13 protein-coding genes are annotated in these 21,758 nt (G+C 52.9%); 6 read left to right on the top strand and 7 right to left on the bottom strand.

Translation table 11 applies throughout. The features are described 5' to 3' along the window. Positions 1-2 precede the first annotated feature (2 nt). From GK108_RS12640 to GK108_RS12625, 4 genes are read left to right on the top strand one after another with little or no spacing between them, the layout of a single operon-like run. Positions 3-704: a hypothetical protein gene (locus GK108_RS12640; RefSeq protein ID WP_163948303.1), complete on the top strand. Its 702-nt coding sequence runs from the start codon at positions 3-5 to the stop codon at positions 702-704. Continuing rightward, the gene (locus tag GK108_RS12635; RefSeq protein ID WP_163948302.1) at positions 701-5,752 is read left to right on the top strand and encodes a hypothetical protein; all 5,052 of its coding nucleotides are present in this window, start codon (positions 701-703) and stop codon (positions 5,750-5,752) included. The genes GK108_RS12640 and GK108_RS12635 overlap by 4 nt, the downstream gene beginning before the upstream one ends. Positions 5,753-5,754: 2 nt before the next feature. Beyond that, on the top strand, positions 5,755-6,504 hold the full coding sequence (locus GK108_RS12630) for a phage tail tip lysozyme (RefSeq protein WP_163948300.1): 750 nt from the start codon (positions 5,755-5,757) through the stop codon (positions 6,502-6,504). Between the two features lie 9 nt (positions 6,505-6,513). Continuing rightward, the gene (locus GK108_RS12625) at positions 6,514-8,547 is read left to right on the top strand and encodes a hypothetical protein (RefSeq protein WP_163948298.1); all 2,034 of its coding nucleotides are present in this window, start codon (positions 6,514-6,516) and stop codon (positions 8,545-8,547) included. Between the two features lie 15 nt (positions 8,548-8,562). Here the strand turns inward: GK108_RS12625 and GK108_RS12620 are convergent, their stop codons facing one another. The 7 genes from GK108_RS12620 to GK108_RS12590 all read right to left on the bottom strand — a co-directional run bounded on the left by GK108_RS12620 (position 8,563) and on the right by GK108_RS12590 (position 12,920). Further along, positions 8,563-9,012 (bottom strand): hypothetical protein, encoded by a 450-nt coding sequence (locus tag GK108_RS12620; protein ID WP_163948297.1) that lies wholly within the window; start codon positions 9,010-9,012, stop codon positions 8,563-8,565. A 249-nt stretch (positions 9,013-9,261) separates the two neighbouring features. Then, a complete protein-coding gene (locus GK108_RS12615) occupies positions 9,262-9,657 on the bottom strand; it encodes a phage antirepressor KilAC domain-containing protein (protein ID WP_163948294.1) in 396 nt (131 codons plus the stop codon). A 211-nt stretch (positions 9,658-9,868) separates the two neighbouring features. Continuing rightward, on the bottom strand, positions 9,869-10,213 hold the full coding sequence (locus GK108_RS12610) for a hypothetical protein (protein ID WP_163948291.1): 345 nt from the start codon (positions 10,211-10,213) through the stop codon (positions 9,869-9,871). 11 nt (positions 10,214-10,224) lie between these two features. Next, positions 10,225-10,737, bottom strand: a complete 513-nt coding sequence (locus tag GK108_RS12605; protein WP_163948288.1) for a DUF6934 family protein — start codon at positions 10,735-10,737, stop codon at positions 10,225-10,227. A gap of 113 nt (positions 10,738-10,850) precedes the next feature. After that, positions 10,851-11,402: a hypothetical protein gene (locus GK108_RS12600; RefSeq protein ID WP_163948284.1), complete on the bottom strand. Its 552-nt coding sequence runs from the start codon at positions 11,400-11,402 to the stop codon at positions 10,851-10,853. Between the two features lie 2 nt (positions 11,403-11,404). Continuing rightward, on the bottom strand, positions 11,405-11,872 hold the full coding sequence (locus tag GK108_RS12595) for a DUF6934 family protein (protein WP_163948281.1): 468 nt from the start codon (positions 11,870-11,872) through the stop codon (positions 11,405-11,407). Positions 11,873-11,969: 97 nt separating this feature from the next. Further along, entirely contained in the window at positions 11,970-12,920 is a 951-nt protein-coding gene (locus tag GK108_RS12590; RefSeq protein WP_163948279.1) for a hypothetical protein, read from the bottom strand. A 251-nt stretch (positions 12,921-13,171) separates the two neighbouring features. Between GK108_RS12590 and GK108_RS12585 the strand changes: the two genes are divergently transcribed. Further along, entirely contained in the window at positions 13,172-15,778 is a 2,607-nt protein-coding gene (locus GK108_RS12585; protein WP_163948276.1) for a hypothetical protein, read from the top strand. Then, positions 15,775-21,756 carry a coiled-coil domain-containing protein gene (locus GK108_RS12580; protein WP_163948273.1) on the top strand — a complete coding sequence of 1,994 codons (5,982 nt, stop codon included), beginning with the start codon at positions 15,775-15,777 and terminating at the stop codon, positions 21,754-21,756. The genes GK108_RS12585 and GK108_RS12580 overlap by 4 nt, the downstream gene beginning before the upstream one ends. The last annotated feature ends 2 nt before the right edge of the window (positions 21,757-21,758 follow it).

The raw sequence follows: 21,758 nt of genomic DNA, 5'->3' as shown, positions 1-21,758 counted from the left end.
CCATGCAATTTACTGACGCTGCCTCCCTGATAAGCGGGGTTGAAAGCCGACTGCGTAGCTACGTAGCGGCTAACCTGGTGGATACCGGAGAGTTTTACTCGCTGCTCAAAAAGGAGATGGGCCGAATGGGCCTGTCTCTGAAAGAAGAGACCGAGTGGGTGCTGGCCGTAAAAAATCACCGCGTACTCAAGCCCGCCGATATGGTCGATTTCTGGAGTATCCATGAGCTGGAAGATCCCGAGGCCAGTAGCGGATCCCTGCTGCGGTATATTCCCCCCAGCCGGGCCAGACAGGTCTCTCACCAGGCCGAACGAAACAGTCAGATCCACCGTCAATCGCCCTGTCGTTCCCATCACTACCACCGCCAGTTTACTGAAGACGGCCATTACTTTCGGTTCGATTTTACCGATAGTTATGTACTGGTCCAGGGGTGGGGGACTCCCCGCCATAACGGCTCAATCCTGGTGCCGGCTGAACCGATACTGACCGATTACCTGGAAAAGTTTCTTATCTACCAGACCCTCAAGGACCTCTACATCAATGCGGAGGTCAATGACCTGGAACGACGACTGGACCTGGCCAAACGGGACTATGAACTAGCCGAAGCGGTAGCCACCAACTACCTCAAAACGCCGAGTTTCAAGCAACTGCTGGCCTGGAAAGAAAGCTGGCACGGCCGCCTTTTATCCCGCTATCAACTATGACCACTCCGCAAGCCCATTCCATCCAGGCCGTTCCGGGCATGAACCGGGACGTGAGCCCGGGTGCACTTCCCGAAGGGGCTTCTCCCTACTTGCTCAATGCAGCCCTGTCGGGAACACCCACGGCCCCTTTGATTACCAATGAGCCATCGACCCTGCTGGCTCACCACCTGCCTGCCGGTTTTGGGGTAGCTGGCTACGTTGCCGTTCCAGCTCAGGAACGGCTTTTGCTGTTTTTAGCCCCCAAAGCAACCCCCCTGGTCAGTGGTAACCAACAACCGCTGTCCGGCTTTGACACGACCCCAGGCAAACTGGTGGAGCTCACGGGGGTACGCCTGGAGCGGGGGATCGACAATCTGGGCAGTGTAGCCCCCTGTGTGGAATGCCCACCATCTACCCAGGTGCATCCCCTGGAATCCGTATCGGTGGGGCCTGGTGCCCGACTGACGGTGCTGGTAGAGCATTTTCGGTTTAACTTCAATTTGCATCATCCGATTGATGCCCAGGTGCGGCTTGACGACTGCCGGCTGCGTCTCTACTGGGTGGATGGGTATAATCCCGATCGGTACCTTTACTTTACCTACAGCCAGCCGCTTAACCCTCTGTCCAACCTGGTGCTGGATCCTTACTTCCAGTTTCCGGGGCTGGCCGAGCTGGATCTGAACCGGATCCGGATGCAACCGCTACTGGGCCGTCTTCGACTGCAGCCGACAGCGGTTGTCTCGGGGGGGAACCTACCGGCCGGGACCTACCGGTTTCTGGCTGCCTATGCGGATGCACAAGGTAATGCCCTGTCTGATTACCAGGGAATGACCTACCCCGTCAGCCTGTCCACCCGGCAAACCACGGAAGAAACGGATTACGATACCGGGCAGGCAATCCGGTTGACGGTAACAGCGGACACGGCCAGCTTTCCGTTTTATAACCTGGTCATGCTCCAGAACGTCGATGGTGCCCTGCAAAGTCGGCTGGTAGGAACATTCCCTATCGACCAGGGACAGCTACTCATAACGGGTAATGAGACGATGACAACCCTACCGCTGGCCGAACTGCTGAGTCGAAGGGCCTACTACGAATCCAGCAAGGGACTGACCGAGTCGGGTAACAAACTCTTTACCTGGGGACTGACCGAGTACAGTAAGCCTAACCTCCAACGGGTCGTCAATAGCATCCGCCTGGGGTGGGCAACAACCAGTTTACCCGAAGGGTCCTACCGTAATGGGGTTACCGCCAGCCGGATGACGGGCTACCCCCGCGATGAGGTAATTGCTGTTGGATTGGTCTTTGAGTATGATACGGGGGAGGAATCCTGTGTGCTGCACCTGCCGGGCCGGATAGCGTCTACTGACGAGCTCAAGCCAGCACCCGATAATGCTGACCGGCTTAGCCAGCAGACGGACTGCAACCCAGCCGTGCCCGCCTACTGGCAGGTTTATAATACAGCCAGGACGCTAACCCAGCCCCATCAGCCTTATGACCCCTGTAAAGATACCATCTGGGAGACTGGGGAGATGGGCTATTGGGAGTCGGTGCTTCGCTACCCCAATGATCCCTTGATCTGGGGGGAGCTGGCTGGAAAGCCCATCCGGCACCACCGGCTGCCCGACTGTAGTATCAGCCCCTTTCACGATGGAACCGGGGATCTGCAGTTCGGTGCTCAGAACATGCTCTACGTACTGGGTTTACAGGTTGACCACGGCTCGGTAATCAATGCACTGGCCGACGGGGTACGTCGGGGATTTCTTTCGGAAGCCGACCGGCTGCGGATCAAAGGCTACCGGCTGGTACGGGCCGATATGACGGGTCAGGCCTCAGTCCTAGCCAAAGGATTGCTGTACGATGTCAACAAATACCAGAAGGACGATCAAACCGTTTATTATCCCAACTATCCCTATAACGACCTTCGAACGGATCCGTTCCTGTCCTCCAACACCAGTACCTACGACAATCCCGATTACGGGGGCGGTCGTACCAAACCCCGGGATTGTAATGGCCGGGCTGGGGTACAGTGTGAATACCGGTTGAAGTTTGATACCTCTGGTCGCTATACGTTTCATAGTCCCGAGCACCATTTTCTGGGCAAACAGCGGGGACTCTCGGGGGATAAACTCGTCCTAGAAACCCTGGAAACGGGGCAGAGTGAAGGCTACTTCGAAGAAGCCCGGGGTCAGGCACACTACCGATTTTTGTCGACCTTTGCCTCCATTATGGCAGCGGCAGCTGGTATTGCTCTGTTTTTTGCCAAAGACGACGATTCCCGAAAAGTGGACTCCGAATCGATACCCCCCGTGGCAGCTTCCAATACGGCATCCACCCGGATGACCTTTGGGGAACCCGTATCTACCGTAGGTTCGACGAGTCGGCCTTTAGCTCCTTCCGGCTTTAATCAACCCTCTACCGGGGTTTTAAATCCCGAAGGCCCGTCGTTTATTAGTCACACCCTGGCCGATATGAGTACGACCGTTAGCTCGACCCAGACGGGCTTTATCGATCTGATCACCGATGCTATTGCTAGTATCGTGAAGACGGCCGTCAAGATGGCTAATCCAGCCTCGATTGTCCAGTTAATGCAGTCGATTGCCCTGATGCGGGAAATCCTGACAGCCATCACACCCTACCACAATTTTGCCCTCCAGTACAACTCAGTAGGTCGGTATGTCAACAGTCTTCCCATTACCAATGGGTGGGGCCATAAGATCCGGGCACTAGGCAGTTTACAATCCCTGGAAGCTGACTGGCAGGATGTGGATGACAACCCCGTACCAACAACGGGTAAAGTGCCCTCGTTTCGACTGGGTGATTTGCTAACTGACCCCTTTGCTCCCCTGCGGGATCAACAGGAACAGCGGCCCCGCCGGATACGGTTCAATAACTGGCACCGGGAATCGGCTACCTACCTGCGGATTCGGGGTAAAGCCTTACCTATGCCCAGCGTTGAGGATAAAAGCCGGTTTGTGGCGGCCGAGGTAACCGACGAGGATAATTTATCCAAACGGATTTACGCTCCTATATCCAGTTACTACGGTTCCATCAAAGCCAACCGGCCCGATCAGTACGGCAATCTGGAAACCATCCGGTATGTGGAAACCGGTTATGGCAGCATCGCCCTAACCAGTAATCCGGGCTTAATCTTTGGTGGCGGTACCTTTATTGGTCGGATGAGCCTCAAACGTAAACACAGTTTCTTCCGGGAGACCCGGTTCAAGGCGGCTTCCGGAACCGACGTTCGGTATGAGAAGCTGGGAAACGTAGCCTACCCGAACTACTACCTCAATACGTTGGGAGGCCTGCTGGACGGCTTCGAGGCCAACAACGTGTTCTCCGCCCTGGGGGCGGTGGTAAGTGCCAATTTCGGGGCTGCCAAGAACCGACTCGATCTGGATTCAACCGATACGAAGGTGTATTTCCAGAAGGGGTATATGTACCTCTATAGCTACGGTATTCCCAGCTTTCTCTGTGAGTCCAGCATTAACCTGGATCTTCGGCACGGCCGGGAGGGTAAAGAAAATAGTTTTTACCCGGCCACCGCTAATCTCTCCCAGTGGCTGCAGGAGGAAGTCGTTTCACCCGCTATCGATAACCGGTATTTTTATAACCCTGTCTACAGCCGGGTACCCCAGGAGAATAGTCTGTGTGGGTATAGTGCCGCGTTCCGGCCCGGGCAGGCCTGTCGGCAGGTTCACCCCAACCGGATTCGTGTCTCGCTCAATGCCGCCGATCCCCTGGTAGAAACCAGCAGTTTCGACCGCTGGCTGACTTTCCGGCCCAACGACATCTACGATGCCGGTGCCAGTCGGGGCCTGCTGACGGGTGTCGACGGCATTGCCGGGGACCGACTCCTGGTTCGTCAGCAACTCAGCAGCCGATTGTTTGGCGGTATGTTGCGGCTGGATACGTCCCAGCAGCCCATTCAGTTGGGAGCCGGGGAGCTCTTTGCCCAGCAGCCCCAGGAATACATCCAGACCGATGGCGGCTATGCCGGCTCCTCTCATAAGGGCCTGCTGCGAACCGAATACGGTATTGTTACCCTGGATGTCCGGAACCGGAAGGTGTTTCTGCTATCGCCCAGCGGGGAGGGACTCCAGGATCTGACCCAGAAAGGAATGCAGGAATTTTTCGAGCGACACCTGCCATTCCGACTTCAGGAACAATTTCCTCAGATTCCAGTCGACAATACGGCGACGGGCTGTGGGATTAGTATGGGGTTTGACCGGCAGAACGGCCGGATCCTGCTTAGTAAGCGGGACTACGTCTGCCGGGATGCTTCCGTTCGCTATGATACCGTCTACAATCAGTTCTACCGCGATACCAGTCAGGGGCGCCAGGTGGTACCCCTCTCTGACAGTCGGGCGTTTACTGCTGCCCACTGGACAGTCGGGTATTACCTGAACCGGGAAAGCTGGGTGTTCTATTCCTTCCAGCCCCAGGCCTTTTTACCCATGGGACCCCTGTTAGGTGCCTGGGCCGACGATAGCTTGTGGATTCACGGGGCTACCCGTCGCAGCTTCCAGGTGTTTTACGGCCGGTTACATCCCTTCGTTATTGATGTGCCCATGCCTGCCGGGGCATCCTCCCGCTTGCAGGCCATCCAGATCCGCCAGCAAACAATTCGGTATCGGGGGGACGACAGTTATTACCTGGTCGAGAACGAACCGTTTCGACAAGCCGTTATCTGGGGTCCTGAAGGGTGTAGTGGGTATTTACAGCTGGAGCCCGACAATGGCGCCGATAAACGTAACCGGATTCAGTACCGACAGGACCGAACCGAGGTTCCTATTTGTCGCAGCCGATCGGGCTTCTGGCGGCTCAACAACTTCCGGGATATTAGCCGTGTGGGAGCTACCCAACAACCGGTATGGCTTTGGGAAACTGGAGGAAGTAGGCGAATTTTAAATCAAAACCGGCTCCAATACGGTATGCCTACCCGGGAGGCCTCGGGCCAGCACCTTATTCAGGCTGGGCAGACGCTCACCCTGATCAATACCGAAAGTCGTTACCAGTATCAGTTTATGGGCGTGATTGCTGACCAGCCTGCCCGCATCCCACAATAATTATGGATCTTTCCTGGTTGGATGAGTTGCTGGCCGTCCCCGAAGAGGGGGCGGACCCGCAGCCATCTCTTCTGCCCCCGGCTGCCGCCGAGGAGTCTTCTCCAGTACCGGATTATGCTGATGGTGCCCAAGAGGATGCCGATGATGAGCCCCTGGCGGCTGACGAATCGGAGTTCACGCTGCTGGATCAAATCCGGTCCTACTACAATCCCCAGGCCCGCCGTCGCTACGACCCCAGGCCCTCCCTGGCTACCCCCTTTAGTGGGTATGCCGGTCATGTGTCTTCTTCCACGCCCGCTCCATCCATGTCTACATCGGCACCTTCCACAACGGCCCAGCAGGCCTACCAGTATCTACAGAAAAAGCACGGACTGGCCCCACACGTAGCGGCCGGTATTGTGGGTAATCTCATGCAGGAATCCAGTCTCAACACCCGGGCTGTAGGAGACGGTGGCAAAGCCAGGGGCCTGGCTCAGTGGCATCCGGATCGGTGGGCCGGTGTCGTCAATGCCGCCCGCCAGGCCGGTGTCGACCCCTACGATACGAATTTCCAGCTGGACTATATTCTCTCCGAACCCGGCGAGTCGGCCCGGATGCTCAAGCGGGTGGGGGCTACGAAAACACCCGAAGAGGCCGCCTATGCCTTCGCCCATAGTTATGAGCGGCCCGCCCGGATCGAACAAGCCCGGATGAACAATGCCCGATCCCTGTTCCAACAAGGAGGACAGGTAGAGCTGATTCCCATTCTTTAACCTTAGCGTATGAAACTAGCCACTAAACCCATTATTGCGGAAAGGGGAGAGCATTACCAGCGGCTGGACGGTGGTCTTAGTCAAGTGGACCCCCAGGCCCCCTCGCACGATGATGGTATTCTGCTGATTGACGGAGCCGCCCAGCCCGCTCCCAAAGGCCGGGGTGGGGTCGTGGTGCCGGATGCTTTTCGGATTCTGTCCGCTTCCCAGGAACAGATCAACCGGGGTAAGCGGGCCGACAACCCGGACGATGCCGTTATCAAGATCAAGCCCGGTGAAGCCCGTCAGGTAGCACTGTCCCTAGGAATCCAGCTCGATACATCCGTGTCGATGTCCCCCAGCCGGCTATTCGAGAAAATGCGGGATGCCCGGGACGAGCGGGCCGAAAAACTCCTGAAGGCGACGGAAGGGGAGCAGGGTGGTCCCGGCCAACCCTACCGGACAGCCTCCCTGGAGGTGATTATGGCTCAGGCCGGTGCTCTGCCCACGGACGAATATTTGTTTGGGGCAGCCTTCCAGCTTCAGGAAGGAAAGAAGCAACTACAGTTTTTGGGTGATAAGATGCCAACGGCCCAACAAGGAGGGGAGTTTGTGGAATTGACTCCTGCGGACCTGCTGACCCTGCCTGTAGCCCGGACGGGTGGCCCAGCACCAACCACTCAGGGGCTCAATGGACGGCAACGGGTTAAGTATAACGACTACCTGAATCGCTGGAATCAAAATCCTGATCTACTGAACACGGAAGAGCTGAGTGACTTTGTGGCTCTTTCCCAACGTATCGCCCACGATCCGGAAACCAAACAGCTACAGGGCCGCCTGGCCGAGTTGATGGGGGATCTCAATCCCACCCGGCCACTGCCCAATAGCCTGCTCTATAATAAGACCCCACCCGCTCTACAGCAACATCTGCTGACAGGGGAACCCTTGCCCATTGATGAAATGGGCAATCCCCTGCTGGGAGGTGAAATTCCCGATCCCGTTCGAGCGGGTTCTGCCCAAAGAAAACCGGGCACTAAACCAGCCCTGAGCAACCTGATGGCTCCCTCCAGTCCGGTACAGCAACCGGATTGGACTCGCGTAGATAGTGATGGATTGGGCATTGTACCCATCAATCCGCTACCGGAACCCCTGGAACTAATCCGTCGGAATGCCTTAGATCCTAACCGGATTCCGGCTACGTTTCTGCGACAACTAGGGACCGATAATCCGCAGGCGCCGGCTTCGGTAGGAGGGGGTCAGACGGCTCAGACTTCGTCGAATCCCTACGAGTTGGATGGCATGAGTCTGCTGACGGATATGGTTATGCTGGCTGATGCTGCCCAGAAGACTCCGAATCAGCTTATGCAGGTAGATGCTCCGACAGTACGTTTACCGAGGGTGAATGAACGATTAGGAATGCAGGCCCTGGGAGAAGCAGCCTACCAGCTCAGTCGGAACAACGATGGCTCTACCCTGGGCAATGCCCGGCAGGTAGCGGCCCAGGCGGATTATTTCCGGGGAGTCAATGATTATCTGGCCCAGGTCCAACAACAAAATAATCAGTTGGAAGTCCAGGAACTGACGGCCAATGAACAAGCTCAGTATCAGGCTCAGCTACAGAACAATCAATACCTGCAGCTGTTCGATCAGCAGAACAAGCAAGCTGACGAGGCCCAGCGGCAACAGGTCTTTGGAGCCCTTAAGTCCATGGATGAAAAACGGCAGAAAGCGGCTCAGGAGGAGCGGAACTACAATGCGTTCCAGAGTGTCTTCGGCAAAAACTTCGAGGTTTTACCCGATGGCCGAATCGTGCATAAGAAAGGGGAGAAGGTTATTCTCAACGGTAGCATGCCCGGTTTGGGTGGTATGGCTTCGGCTAATGGTAAAACCAAGACCAAAACCGACGGACTGGGTAACGTAACTGGGGTAGAGTATACCCAGGACGTACTGAGCCAGCAGAAGCAGTTACTGCAAAATCTTCAACTACTACAACAGACAGGGAAATTGGCAAGACCTGGCACGTTTCAGCAGGGTGGTTCAGTGGATTTGATTCTTATCGATTAATAATTGAGGCCTGGTTTACTGGGCCTCAATTAGTTTATACACTTCGGCTAATTCCTGATTTGTCAAATCAGGCTTCCGATGATAATTACGGACCAACTCTCGTACTTGGGTTAGATAGTCCAGCCACGGCTTAATTACATCTGGATTACTATAATCTGGATCCTTTTCATTTATCCTGTCTATAAAGACCTGTAGGGTTAAATGAGATGCTTTTGCCCCATTAGGTTTGGTAATAGACAAGTCCTCAATTGCTTCTAAGATCGTGTTAATTTTCTGTTGAACCTTATTTCTACCTTCATCATATTGCGCCTGGCGAGCATAGAGACTTCCATATGTCACAACCGGACTTACTGGTGAGATGTAATGAGTTGAGGTTAGTGGTTTAGACAAATATGATGCCTGACCGTAGGTTAAAGGGACCGGCCCCAAGCATAAAAATAAAAAAGGGAGGAGGGGTAATCTCATTTTTTGTCAGATTTAAAGAAATCACTGACCCAGGAAAATAGTATAAATGCAACCGGTATTCCAACGAAAAACAAAACTATTTCGATGAGATCCGAAAGAACTCTGGGCTTTCTAATACATTCAATAATTAAAAATATGCCGGATACCAATAATAGAAAAAATCCATAGGAGGGTGCGGGTATATTTCTCATCCTCCAAACATAACAAATTACCCTACTCCGGCTGTATACCAGAGTAGGGTAATTTTATTTATCGGCGTGTCTGCCGGGCAATGCTGGTAACCAGTGCCCGACCTTTTTCTGTCCACATGATGGTATGCCGAGTCTTAGCTGATTTGGTTTGGACCGGCGGTATCTTATAGAAGGCATAACCCGCATCCTGGTAATCACCGGTTAACACCCAGCCGGCCCGAGTCATTCGGAGGACTCCAGCTTTATGTAGCATCAGATTCAGTGTTTTAGCCGCTATACCCAAATCAAGTCCAATTGTTGAGATCAGATACTCGGTGCAGTCCGCATTAAGCTTCATCCGGGCTTTCTCCATCCGGACTAGTTCTTCAAGTAGTTCAAGGTACCGACTGTTGGTTGAAGTGTTTGTATACGTAGTTGAACGATTTTGGTAAGCGTGTTGAAGTACCGTTTTCATGGATGTATTGTGAAGGAAATGAATGACATCCAGAGTATCTCTGGTAATCGGAGATCCAGTCGGTATCCAACTGGCATGGCAATAAAAAAGCCCCCTGGGGTTCAGGAGGCCTTTAAATGAAATTTAATCTATTAGTAATTGTCTTATTGAGATTATATTGAAACTTATTCGGAGTTCTATGTTAAAGTTAGGTAATCAGAATAGACTGGTATTAAGGTTTTAAGCGGTTGTGAAATAGTAATTTAAGTAGTTGAACAAGGCCTACAGATGTTTCCTCCATAAGACCTATTACTAGTTTGAGTCTTCCAAAGCTACGTTTGTTATCTGGACGGTCTTGATTTAACCATATGGCTGTATCTTTTCTAAAATCTTTTTCGTTTATTACTTGAATGTCACTTCTAACCTTGCTAAGGTTTGGTTCTATATTTCCTACCAGTATATGGTATTCTTCTTGTTTCTGGATAATGACTGGATGATCATCCGGTAACGGTTTGAGATTCGGATCAATTGAGAATACTGAATCATCCGGTGCATTATAGGTTGTATGCTTAGCCATCGTTCCGTATTTTATCGAATTGCCGTTTTGTTGGATATAAAGAATATTTCGTACTCGGGGATGTCAAAAGTTGAGGTCATAAAAGGGGTTAACTCAAAGTATTTGCCAGTTTGTTCACCCCCAATTCGAGCAATTATTTTAAGAAAATTAAATTCTTCAATGTGTCGGTAGAGGATTCTACTATAGAGGTGGTTCCTTTGATTAATATTAGTTTCCGGATCCGGGATGCCTTCGAAAACTACTATTCTATCTGGATAAGTCGTCAAGTAATACTGAATAATTCTGGTAACAGTTGCCATCACCATTATTATATCCCCATTATCCGATATACGATTTACTATATGTTTTTTATCAACGATATCCCCTAGGGTTAAGTAAAAATGATCGTTCCAAAGATCACCTTGTTTGTCCACATATTGTTTAAACTGAACATACTTGCGGATTGTCCCCCTTTTTCCAACACTATCAAATTCGAAATAGGTATGATCCGAGGACTCCTTTACATAATAAACGGGTAAATCCATAATTCAGTTTGATTGGGGAAAAATAATCAAACATTCCGGTTTCCCAAAAAACTAATTACCCATTCCAGTAACGTTCCGGAATGGGTAATTTTTTCATTGGTACTGTCACAGCCTTATAAAATTTTCCCTCGAAGCTGTTTGAGAATGGCGAGCACCTCTTCAATTTTTATCGAAATTTGAGGGGAAGGGGCCACAAATGGTGAAATAGTCTCAAACTTGTCTAAATCTGGTGCTTCTTCAAGAACAGTAGTAATAATCTTGCCGGTATGCACTGTCCGAATAATCATTGCTTTTGAATAGGCTACAAAGGCGGCTGATTTATAGTCATTTACGGCTGCCCAATTTTTAAAGAAACTTGCAGCCCATGTTGAATAGTCCCGGTTAGCCGGAACTGCGACGTAGTAAAACTCCTCAGTAAGATCGTGTGGATGGCTCTGTATACGGGCCTCTCGGCCAGGATATACTCTTCCATATGTCTTATTAGAAGGAAAGGGAAGGTGAGTTATTTGAGAGGGCATATTGGTTATAATCCGGGTAACCCTTTCCATTTTTGCAGCAATAACTGGATGATCAGCTGGAAATGGTTTTAAATCGTCCACCGTATTGATCTGCCCACCTACTACTGGTCTTTTCCCTTTTATATTATGTTTTGAGTTTGTGGCCATTTCTACTTGTTAAACGTTTTCTGAACAGTAAACATTTCACAAAAAGCGATATTGGGATCTTTTGGGTGAAGGAGAATTGGATGAAGAAGGGTGGAAGCGTCAATCAATCCGTGGAATGTATAACCTGGAAAAAAGTCCAGCATGTGTTCTCTGATAATGCGTCCATAAAGGAGTATACGCCGAGTGTCAGTCCCTTGTAAAATAACGACACGGTCTGGGTATTTTGATAAGAACTTGTCAATTATATAAGCCACTGTGGCCATTATAACTTTCATGTCCTCATTACCGCTCACTTCAAATTTCAATTGGCCTTTATCATCAACATCACCAAGTATTAAATTGTACCAGGTTTTCCAGGGATATTTTTCAAACTGTACCCGTTTTTCAATTATTCCCTTTGGCCCCTCACTATAAAATCGGAAGAGCATACGATCTTCCGACGCATCCACGGGGTAAACAGGAAAATTCATAAATCGGTTTAATTTGGGCAAAATAATTAAATATTCCGGATAAACAAAAAGCCCTCCGGTATCTCCAGAGGGCTTTTGATTATAAGGTGGTTACTCGTTAAGCTACCTCCACCAGGATGCGTCGTACATCCAGGGTTTTATCCGGGGACGTTGTCACCAGAAACGACCCGTGGTTGGTGTCCTGATAGACAAACCGGTGGTGCTCCAGCCGCCTGTTGACATAATAAAACCCTTCTATGGATTTTTGGATAAGTTCCTGCTGAGCAGCAATCTGTTTGTCCAGCTCCTGCCGTTGCTTATTGAGATCACGTAATGTTTCCTGTTGACCCAACAACCGGCGAATCTCCCCGCATAGTGGATGGCTTGGTAACGCATGTGATACCGGGGTTAACTTGGGAGTAGGGGCCACAACCGGCAGCGGGACCACAGGGACCTCGTTAGCTGCTTCCAGCATTGGATTGGAAAGCCGAATAATCGTTTCCGGTGGATTTAGTTTGATTTCGGGACGTTCTTGAGGAAGTTTTTCAAGGGCATCTTCCAGCGGTAAATTCAGATAGGCCTGTTTAAGGGCAGCTCCTGACAAACCGGTCTGCAAACTAAATCGCTGGAGAATTGCCATGTTTAACGAACCAGCCTGTCTGTGGGTGATCATCTGCTCGGGGGCCGTTGGGGTTCCTGCCGAGGTCATGTCTGTTGCCGTCGTCGTATGGTATGTCGTACCAACCTGGATTGCTTTGTCCTTAGCCCGCCGGGCCGCCATCAAGGAATGCAGCACAGTTACCTGCATCTGGGCGAGTCCCGAACGACGACGGTAGTAGAGTACATTACCTTCTTTTTTCTGTTCCAGGGCTTTTGAGTCCACCAGTACGGACAATACCCGGTGATCGGTTCCGTAGGTTTTGGCAAAATCGGCCCGGGGGATCTTATGCCACTGACCATCGCCCAGCAGGCTTCGGAGTCGGGTCAGTATATTGTCCAGCCGTTGCTGGGCATCTTTGTGTAAGCCTTTGGGGCTTTGCGAGGGAGGATTTGTATTGGTCGCTACCAAGGGTGTAAATAAATATAAAGGGTCTTTTGTCCAGCACAGGCAGTTGAGACGGGCTGTTACTGGCTATAGGTTCGAAATATTGGCTAAAAAATGAAAACAACCAAATAAACTGGAAAAAATAGTTATACCTAATATACGGTAGTAAAGATCGGTAATAGTGGGTAAACTGTTTGAGGTGCTAGAAAATGGCTGTAATTTTACCGTCATCTCCTACCTACCCGCCGGTACCTCTACTACCGGTTTCCCAGTATATGGCTGTTTCGTACGTTTCCAAGGCCCTGGAGCCTTCAGACTATATTACACCCTTAGACCCCTCAGTGGCCTTTAAGGGGCTGGCTTACTCCCAGCAACAATTCGATCGGGGTGTGATGCAGGCTGAGACCATGCTTCAGAACATGGGGAAGCGGGATATTCTCCACCCCGAACACCGGGCTTATTACCTGCAGCGAAAAGCTGATCTGGAATCACAGGTCGATAAGCTGGCTGGCGCTAACTTTGCCGACCATAATGTGCTGGCTCAGATTGGTCAGATTACCAATAGCCTCGACCAGGATGAACGGATTGTAGGGGCTATGGCCGATACAGCCGTAATCCGGGGTGTACAGAATCAATTCAAAGAGTGGCAGAAAGATCCCAAAAAATTCGGAGGGCAGTACGCCCCCCAGAACGAATGGGATTTCCAACGGCAGGTCAACTCCTATATCAATGACCGAACTCCCACGGCCTCCTACAGAGGGGATAAGTCGGCCAACCCCTATTTTAACTACGATGCCGAATTCAGTAAGGAGCTCGATGCGGTAACCAAACGTATCCTGGCCGCACCAAACGATACGACCGTCGTGAACGGCTACATCACCGAGAACCGGAAGCTGACCTACGATCAGGTTCAGCAGATCGCCCGCACCCGACTGGCTATGGATCCCCGATTCAGCCGGCAGGTTGGCGTCGATGCCCGTTATAAAGGGCAGGGTATTCTGGCCAATCCCGATGCATACCGAGCGGAATACAGCCGGCAGTTGACGGCCCAGCTATCCACCGACAACCAGGTACTGCAAGCCAACCAGGCTGAATGGGCCGCCCGGCTGGCCCGAGCTTCCTCGGCCGAAGAGAAAGCCCAGCTGACAGCCGAACGGGACAATGCCCTGACTTATCAGCGAAACCTGATCGAGGCCAAACAGCGAACCCTGACGGCCCTGCCCTCAATGGATCCTGAAACGATGGCGGTCAATTCCTTTACCGAAAACTACCTCAATCATCTGGCGGGTCGATACGTATTCGATGCCAGCAAAGTCCGATCGGATCCAACCTTCATTGCCGCTCAGGCCCATAACCTGGCTGTTCAGAAATTCGACTGGGAACGCCAGAGCTGGCAGGACGAATTCAACTCAGATGAGTTTTGGAAAAAGACTCAGTTCGGGGCCGACCGCTCGGACAAACAGCGGGAGTTTGAGTTGAAGGAACGAGAGCTGGCCACCCGGGCCGCCCAGGTTGGTCTCTCCAAAAAGAAAGACGGCTCGTATGGGGCCGGGGAAGGCAACGATTTATTTGTGGTGGATCTGCCCGTTCAACCCGGTGCTCTGACCAATCCTACCCTGGAATCAGTGCAGGCGGATCTGGATAACCAGGCCCGCACCCAGGATGCTGCCGTCCGGGATATGGCCGTGGGTATTGTCCGCTGGGCGGGTAATGCCGACCTAGCCGATAAGATGGCCCGGGAAATGAAGGTCAACTATTACGGCGATGGACAGATTCGTAATACCCAGGCTGAAGGCGTACCCCCAGCCATTGCCCGGTTGATTGTCGATTGGCAAAACGACTATAACCAGTACGTTCAGCACGGCAAAACCAACCCTGAATTCTTAAAAAGGCTCAATCCCGAATTACGTCGTCAGTACCAGGATCTAACCGAACGGGCCGCTCTATTGAAACTCCAGCGGGAGGAAATCAAACAGATCCGGGCTGACGTGGACCGCCGTAATCCGCTTTCGGCCGACGACCGGGCGTTTATGGCGATGATGGATAAACAGATAGCTGAGAACCCGGCTCTGTTCCGGGGTATGGATGAAAGTTTCAATGAACCCATGCAACGCTATAATGCCCTTAAAGCCCGCCACCTGGCCGCTCAGCAGGCGGTGGGCGAGGAGCTTTCCAAACGGGGCTATGTTCAGCACGGACTGGTTGCCGGAGGGGATTACCTCAAAACCGACAATGAAATCCACCAGGCCCTGCTCTACCGGGTTCGTAACGGCAGCATAGCCCCAGCGGGTAACACCCGCTCCGAGCAGAAAGAACTGTTGGATAAGTGGAGCTCAGGGCAGCCCGTGGAAATGGTGGGGGTTACGTTTTTGCCCGGCAGCCGGCAGGTCGATGTCCGGCTCAAGACAGGGTCGGGTAAAGAAGCCCTGGAAGAAACGGTTCGACTGGATTACGGCAACTCCTCGGAATTTGGCCGAATGGTTGATCAGCGGCTTCTGAAAGCTGCCCAGGCGGCCCCCGACCCTTTCAAAGAAAGATTGGATAGACAGGGAAATTTAATGATTGGTAATACCCGGCATCTTTATACTCCCAGTCAGGGATTAGCAATAGCTGTTTCTCCGACAAAAAATAGAGATGGCTCGTACGGCCTTACTTATCGATTTGGAGACCACGATTATCAGGTCCCAACCCAGTTTACAAGTATTGATAAGTTTCAATCTGATCCAACCGGATGGTGTCGAAACGGATTAGATGCTCTAGCTGTCCAACTCCAACAACAACTAAAGGCCCTCTATGGGGGCAAGGACCCTAACTATATTCCGACCGTAGCTGACCTACACCGCTACTTTGATCAGTTCCGACTACAAAATATTTCCCGATGAATCCCACACCGGCTAGTTCCGAGATTTTACCAACAGAGTTTACAGCCCCCCTAACGGGTATGCCTTCTCCCGGCATGGAACCACCGGGTGGACCCGACATCGCTGCCCAAGATTGGCAGGATCCCAAGCCACAACCCGCACCCAGCTGGCATGAGCCTACTCTATCAGATCCAGCGGCCCCTTCTGTACTGACCGATACCGACCGGAGTAATTTGATGACTCAGGGGTTGATGAATTGGGTTAAGGGTCAAAATGACGAATGGCAGAAAGACCCCGTTAATGCGCAGGCGATAGCCGTTCGGGCCGATCCAATGAGTGAGGCCGAGGTAGAGGAAACCAACCGGCTTCACCAGAATGGTTTTGATTTCCTACGAGGCCGGGACAATGAAGCCTATGCCAATGCACGGCAGGGTTTCTGGGGGCAGCTCTGGAACGACACTACCATGGTAGGAGTCAACACCCTGGGTACCGTCGGGGCCTGGAGTGTTAGTTTGCCTACGTTAATCAAAACTACCAAAGACCTGCTGGCTGGTAACATCCACGGGCTGGATGCCTTTACCGAATCCATGCGGGGCGATGAAGGATCCGCCCTTCGGAATATCAATGACTGGATGACCCGGATCGACGAGTCCCATCAGAACTTCCAGAGTGACTGGGCTCGTCAGCATCCCAACCTGAACCTGGTTCCCTTTATGGGAGAGGGTGGGAATGACTTTGGGTCGCTGGCCCGCAGCTTTGGTTTTCTGGCTGGTGGTCTGACAACGGGACTGATTGAGACGGCGTTGCTCTCAGCAGCGGCCCCCTTAACCGAAGGGGCCAGCCTGGGGATACTAGCTGCCAGCTGGACCAACCGGCTAGCCAAACTCACTAAAGGGCTCTCCACCGTGGAGCGGTCGTTGACCTATCTCGACGATGCCTATCAGGCAGCCAAGCAGGCCGGTCGGGGAGACAAGCTGCTACTGGGGGCATCGGCGGTATGGAATGGCATCGACACCCCCATCGGATTACGGGTAGGGGCCAAACCCCTGTTGCACAGTTTTCTGCAAGCGAATGGGGAGGCATCCCTGGAAGGCTACCAGGCCGAACGGGAACTTTACCAGCAGCTCCTGAGAGATTACCGGCAACGTACCGGCACTCAGCCGGATGCCGACCAGAAAGCCAAGTTTAGAGAAGCCGCCAAGCAGGCCGGTAATGCGACTTTTCTGCTAAACCATGCCTTATTGGGGGTAACCAATACCTTCCAGCTGGGGACGATTCTGAAAAACTTTCCCCAGGCTCAGCGTCTTTTCGGCCAGGCCGATGACCTCTACCGACTTCAACAGAAAGCGGGCAACCCGGCTCAGCTTGACGTGGTCCCCAACAAGCCTACCCTCATTACCTTCGGAGCCAATGAGAAGTGGTACGAGAAGGCCTTCGGTAAGGTGGCTACATTTGCTCGAAACGAGGGTAAAGAGCTGCTTATTGGCAACTCGTCGGAGATGCTGGAAGAACAGTTTCAAAAGGCCATCTCAGAGGGCAGCCAGCACTACTACCAGCTACAGCAGTCAGGTGTATCCAAAAAGGATACGGATCTGGCCCTGGAAGCGGCTCTGCATGGATTACAGCAGGCCTTCGGAACCCGGGAAGGGTGGACCGAAGGGTTGGGTGGTTTGATCGTAGGCCGTATTGGTGGGGGTGTTTCCAAGTACGTCGTCGACCGCCTGAACGGCCCTGAGCAGAAAGCCCGCTTCGAGGAGATTGCCCGGCAGTTCAACCTGTCGCCGGTGGCCGTACAGGAGGCTGCCCGGATGTTGCTGGAACGCCAGAGTCTGGGCAATAGCCTCGACCAGAAAGCTCAGCAGGCTCAGGCTTCTATGAACCTGACTACCTTACAAAAGGATGCCGCTCTTCTGTCGGATCAGTTCGTTTTTCAGAACCTGAAAAACTCGGCTCAGTTTCATTTCCTGCTACCATTTGTCAAACAAGGGTCTGGGGATCTGATCCGGGAACAGTTCAAAACCTGGAATGAGACGATCAACCAGCGGCCCGAAGAATTTACTCAGGCCTTTGGATTGGGAGACGCGGGCAGCTTCAGTAAGGAGCAACTCTCGGGGCTCGTACAGGGTATGGACCAGACGTTGAGGACACTGGAAAAAGCTCAGGACCGCTTAAGTGGTTTGTACAAAAATCCATACCGGCTCACGGCCGATGCCAGTGCCGAGCAGCAGACCCTCTATCGTCAGTGGGAGGATTACTACAATGAAATGCTCCACGCTGAATTTATCAGGAAAGCGTATACGGACCGCCGGCAGTCGCTGGGACAGGCTATCAGTGGTAGTGGCAGTGGGTTGACGATGGAAGACCTTACCCAGCTCATCACCCCCGAAGGCTGGCGTAGCCGCCGGGTGGAACTGGCCCGGGAAAAGAAAACCATCGAGCAAACCATCGACCAGGAACGAAAGGCCCTCGATCTCCAGCAACAGGCTTCCCGGCCGGTGGCCCCCGAAAATCCCGATGCCAGTCACGGAGTTAAAGTGAGACAACACGCCGAGGAGACCGATCGGCTAACCCGGGAACTGGAAGCCGACTTGCTGGACCGCTTTGAGGACCGGTTGAAGGAAATCGATCAGCAACAGACCTGGATCGAGGAACTGGAATCAGCAGATTTTCCCCTCGACAAAGCTGTCTCGACGGCCCGGCAGGTACTGGCCACCAGTGAGTTTAATGTCAATCTGGAGGATAACGAGCAGACCAAAGGTCTTTTACAGCAGGCCCACGATGCCCAGGCCCTGGAAGCAGCTCTGAAAACACTGGCCGACCGATCCGATAAACTCAAGAGTCAGCGGGGGTTTACCGACTTTGTGGCTCAGACCGAGGATTTCCAGCGTCAGAAGGAAGTGTTGGAAAAGGCTCAGCAAACGGCTCGTCGGGCCGCTCAGCGGCAATCCCTGCATGATCACATCAGTGGGGTATTCGCCAATGAAACCGAACGGAAGGCCGTTCTGGGGAATGACCTCTCGGATCTAATCGATACCTACCTGCCCCAATTCCAGGCAGATGAGGGAGCTACCCGGACTCAACTCACCACCGAGTTAACCCGGCAGCGGGATGAACACCGCCGGCAACAAACGGAGCGGAAGCAGTTTCTGGACGATTTACTAACGGATCTCAAAGCGGATAATGGCATCATTGCCCGTCAGAGCCTGGATCCCGGCTATGTCAAGCTGGAGCGGAAACTAAAAACCGTAGCGGCCCAGGAAAATTACCGGGATGCCTTTACCATCTTCGCTCTGGTCAAAGAGCAGTATGAGGCTGAATTACCATTACCCCAACCGGCGCCGGTTGCTGCTCCCAGTCCGGGACCGGTGACAACCATGCCCACTACGCCTACTCGTGATCCGTTGGCTGAAGAAGGGGGTATTGTCAATCAGGTTTGGGATCAGTTTGTCGATACGGGGAAATTACCCACCGCCAGTCAGGAACCGATTCTACGGGAGTTGACAGCGGCCCTTAAATCGGGCCGTCAGCTTAGCGACCGGCAGCAGGAGATCTATCAGGCCTACTCAGACCAGATCGAGGCCCAATTGCAGGCAGAGGCCATCCGGGATCAGGCCGGCTCATCCATAGATCCGTACGTTGAAGTACCCACTTCGGCACCTGTTGAGGAAAGACCGGCTACCAATAAAACCATTATGTCGGATCAGGTTGAATCGCTGGCCGATAAACTGGGACTCGATAAAGATTATCTGGCTGAACTGGCGACCGCTGCCCTGCAGGGACCGGTATCTGCCGACCGGGTAGAGGCGCTGCTGAACGATTTGGCTAACAATAAAATACGCCGTTCTGCCGAACTGGATGCAGCCCTGGCAGGAACTTCCGATACTTTTAAACGACTCCTACTGACTTTCTGGGATCAGGGTGTGCTTACCCCGTATCTGGCTGGCCTGGTCCAGGTGCAGCGGCAGGGCATCACCGCTAAACCACCCACACCTCCCAAAGCCCCAACCCCTCCCCTCGACCGTACCCTACGGGGCGATGAAGGATCGGTAGCATCCAAATACCTCGAATCGGTTCTCTGGGACGAGTGGGATGCCAATCTGGGTCGCCAGGGTGATCCCAAGTTTACTAATATTGCCGGGGCTATTCAAACTAAAAACTGGGATTTACTCGACCGTATGTCGGCCTGGCTGATGGCCAAGGCCAAGTTTGCCCGGCTCTGGCGGGTACCCGCTGATACGGTAGCCGACAAACGGGCAATCCTGTCGAATGTGTCCTGGGCAATCCAGGCACCGACGCCGGTTCGAACGGCTTCCGAGCTCAAAGGGGATCCGGGCCTGGCCCGTCGAACCCCCGGTCGGTTACTAACGGCCCGTCTGGATAATCAGCTGGTTCTCTCCATTCCACTCGATCATAGTCTGGAATTATCCGAACGGGCCAGGGGGTTTCTACAAACCCGATTACCAGCCAGCCATCCGCTACAACCACGGCTTGGGCAGTCCAACATATTAATTAATGAGCTGGTTGAGTCGGGGCTGCTCACCCAGGATGTCTATAATGCCCTCCTGGAAACGGATCCTCAGACGGGCCGGCCCTGGTTAGGATTTCGGCAAAGCCTGCAAGAGTGGCTGACTATTCACTGGCAGTACGAAAGCCTTCGATCTACCCTTGCCAATCTACTTCTCGAACAGGCCGTCAACCAACCCCTGACGGAAGGTATGCTGAACAGTCTGCTAAGTCGGCTTGAAGTCAGTGAAAATCCCCACGGGCTGATGCCCCTGGATCGTCCTGGCCCCGGCGGTCTGCAACCCATCAGCAGTCTGGTCCACACCGATCTGGTTCTTGACAGTCCCGGGGGAGCGATCCGGGGACCGGTGGTGGTGCATCTGCAGGGGGATGCCCGCAGTCCGATCGTCGATACGTACGGTTCGTTTTTATCCACACTGGTCGAAGCTCCCCTGGATCAGCAGCCCCGGACCCGGATTCGAAAAGCCGTCCAGGCCTATTTCCAGGACAACACCACCAGCAAGCCTCACCTGGGTTATCATGTACTGGTGACCACCCCTGGTGGTAAGCTGTTGTTTCTGCCCGTGGAGTCCCCCTATGCCGATGAACAGCTGACCCAGGCCCTGTCCCAAAATCCCCAGTTGATTAACCTCACCGATTACTTTGTGGCAGCCTCCGGGGCTCCCCAAACCGGTATCAGCGACTTACACCTGGTACTGGATACAGTGAAGGATAAACCGGTGCTGCGGTTGACGTATAAGCACAACGGTGAGCAGTACTATTCCGACAAATACGTATCGGCCAGCCAAGTGGGTAAACCGGGTGAACTGAACCGGTTACTGACAGCAACAGCTAATGGAACGTTTCATGCCGGGCAGGATTCCAGCCGCAAGCAGACCCTAGAGCTGGGTGAGATTAGTGTTCGGCAGGGGGGCTTAAAGCTCGACGAGACCATCTTGAGCCGGTCGGTTCGGATTGCCTCCCCGGTCGTGTTTATGTACAATAACCTGACCACTCGTCTACGGGTAAATTCCGAATTGGATACACACAATCCGTTAGGGGAAGATCGGGTCGTTGTTGCATTACCCCCTAAGCCGGAAACCAGCCAGCAAATAGCTGAAGAAGTGGCTATAGATATTCCAGTAGAAAAACTGGAAAATGAACTGGCTAATGAGCTGAAAGATCTCGGATTATCCGAAAAAATCCGTACGTTTGTCCTAGCAACGCACGGAGTCTCAGGGGGGATCAATCCCCAGACGGGCCAGCCTTATCCCAGCTTGATTTTTACAGGGGGACCAATGCTGAAAGCCGACCCGGCGGCTGTCGCGGAAATCAACGAGCTGGATCCCCAGCTGAACCCCGAACACAGAGCCCTGCTGACGGATCCGGCAAGTGGCTTGTTCTCCCGCACCGATTCTGTTCCCGTTACGCACGTAACCCTCTCTCCGGTAGAGCTGGCCCAACGGGTTGAGGCTCTTATCCGTCACTGTCATTAACC

The sequence above is a fragment of the Spirosoma terrae genome, from assembly GCF_010435915.1.
Classification (GTDB): Bacteria; Bacteroidota; Bacteroidia; order Cytophagales; family Spirosomataceae; genus Spirosoma; species Spirosoma terrae.
This window is presented reverse-complemented; position numbering and strand designations above follow the sequence as displayed.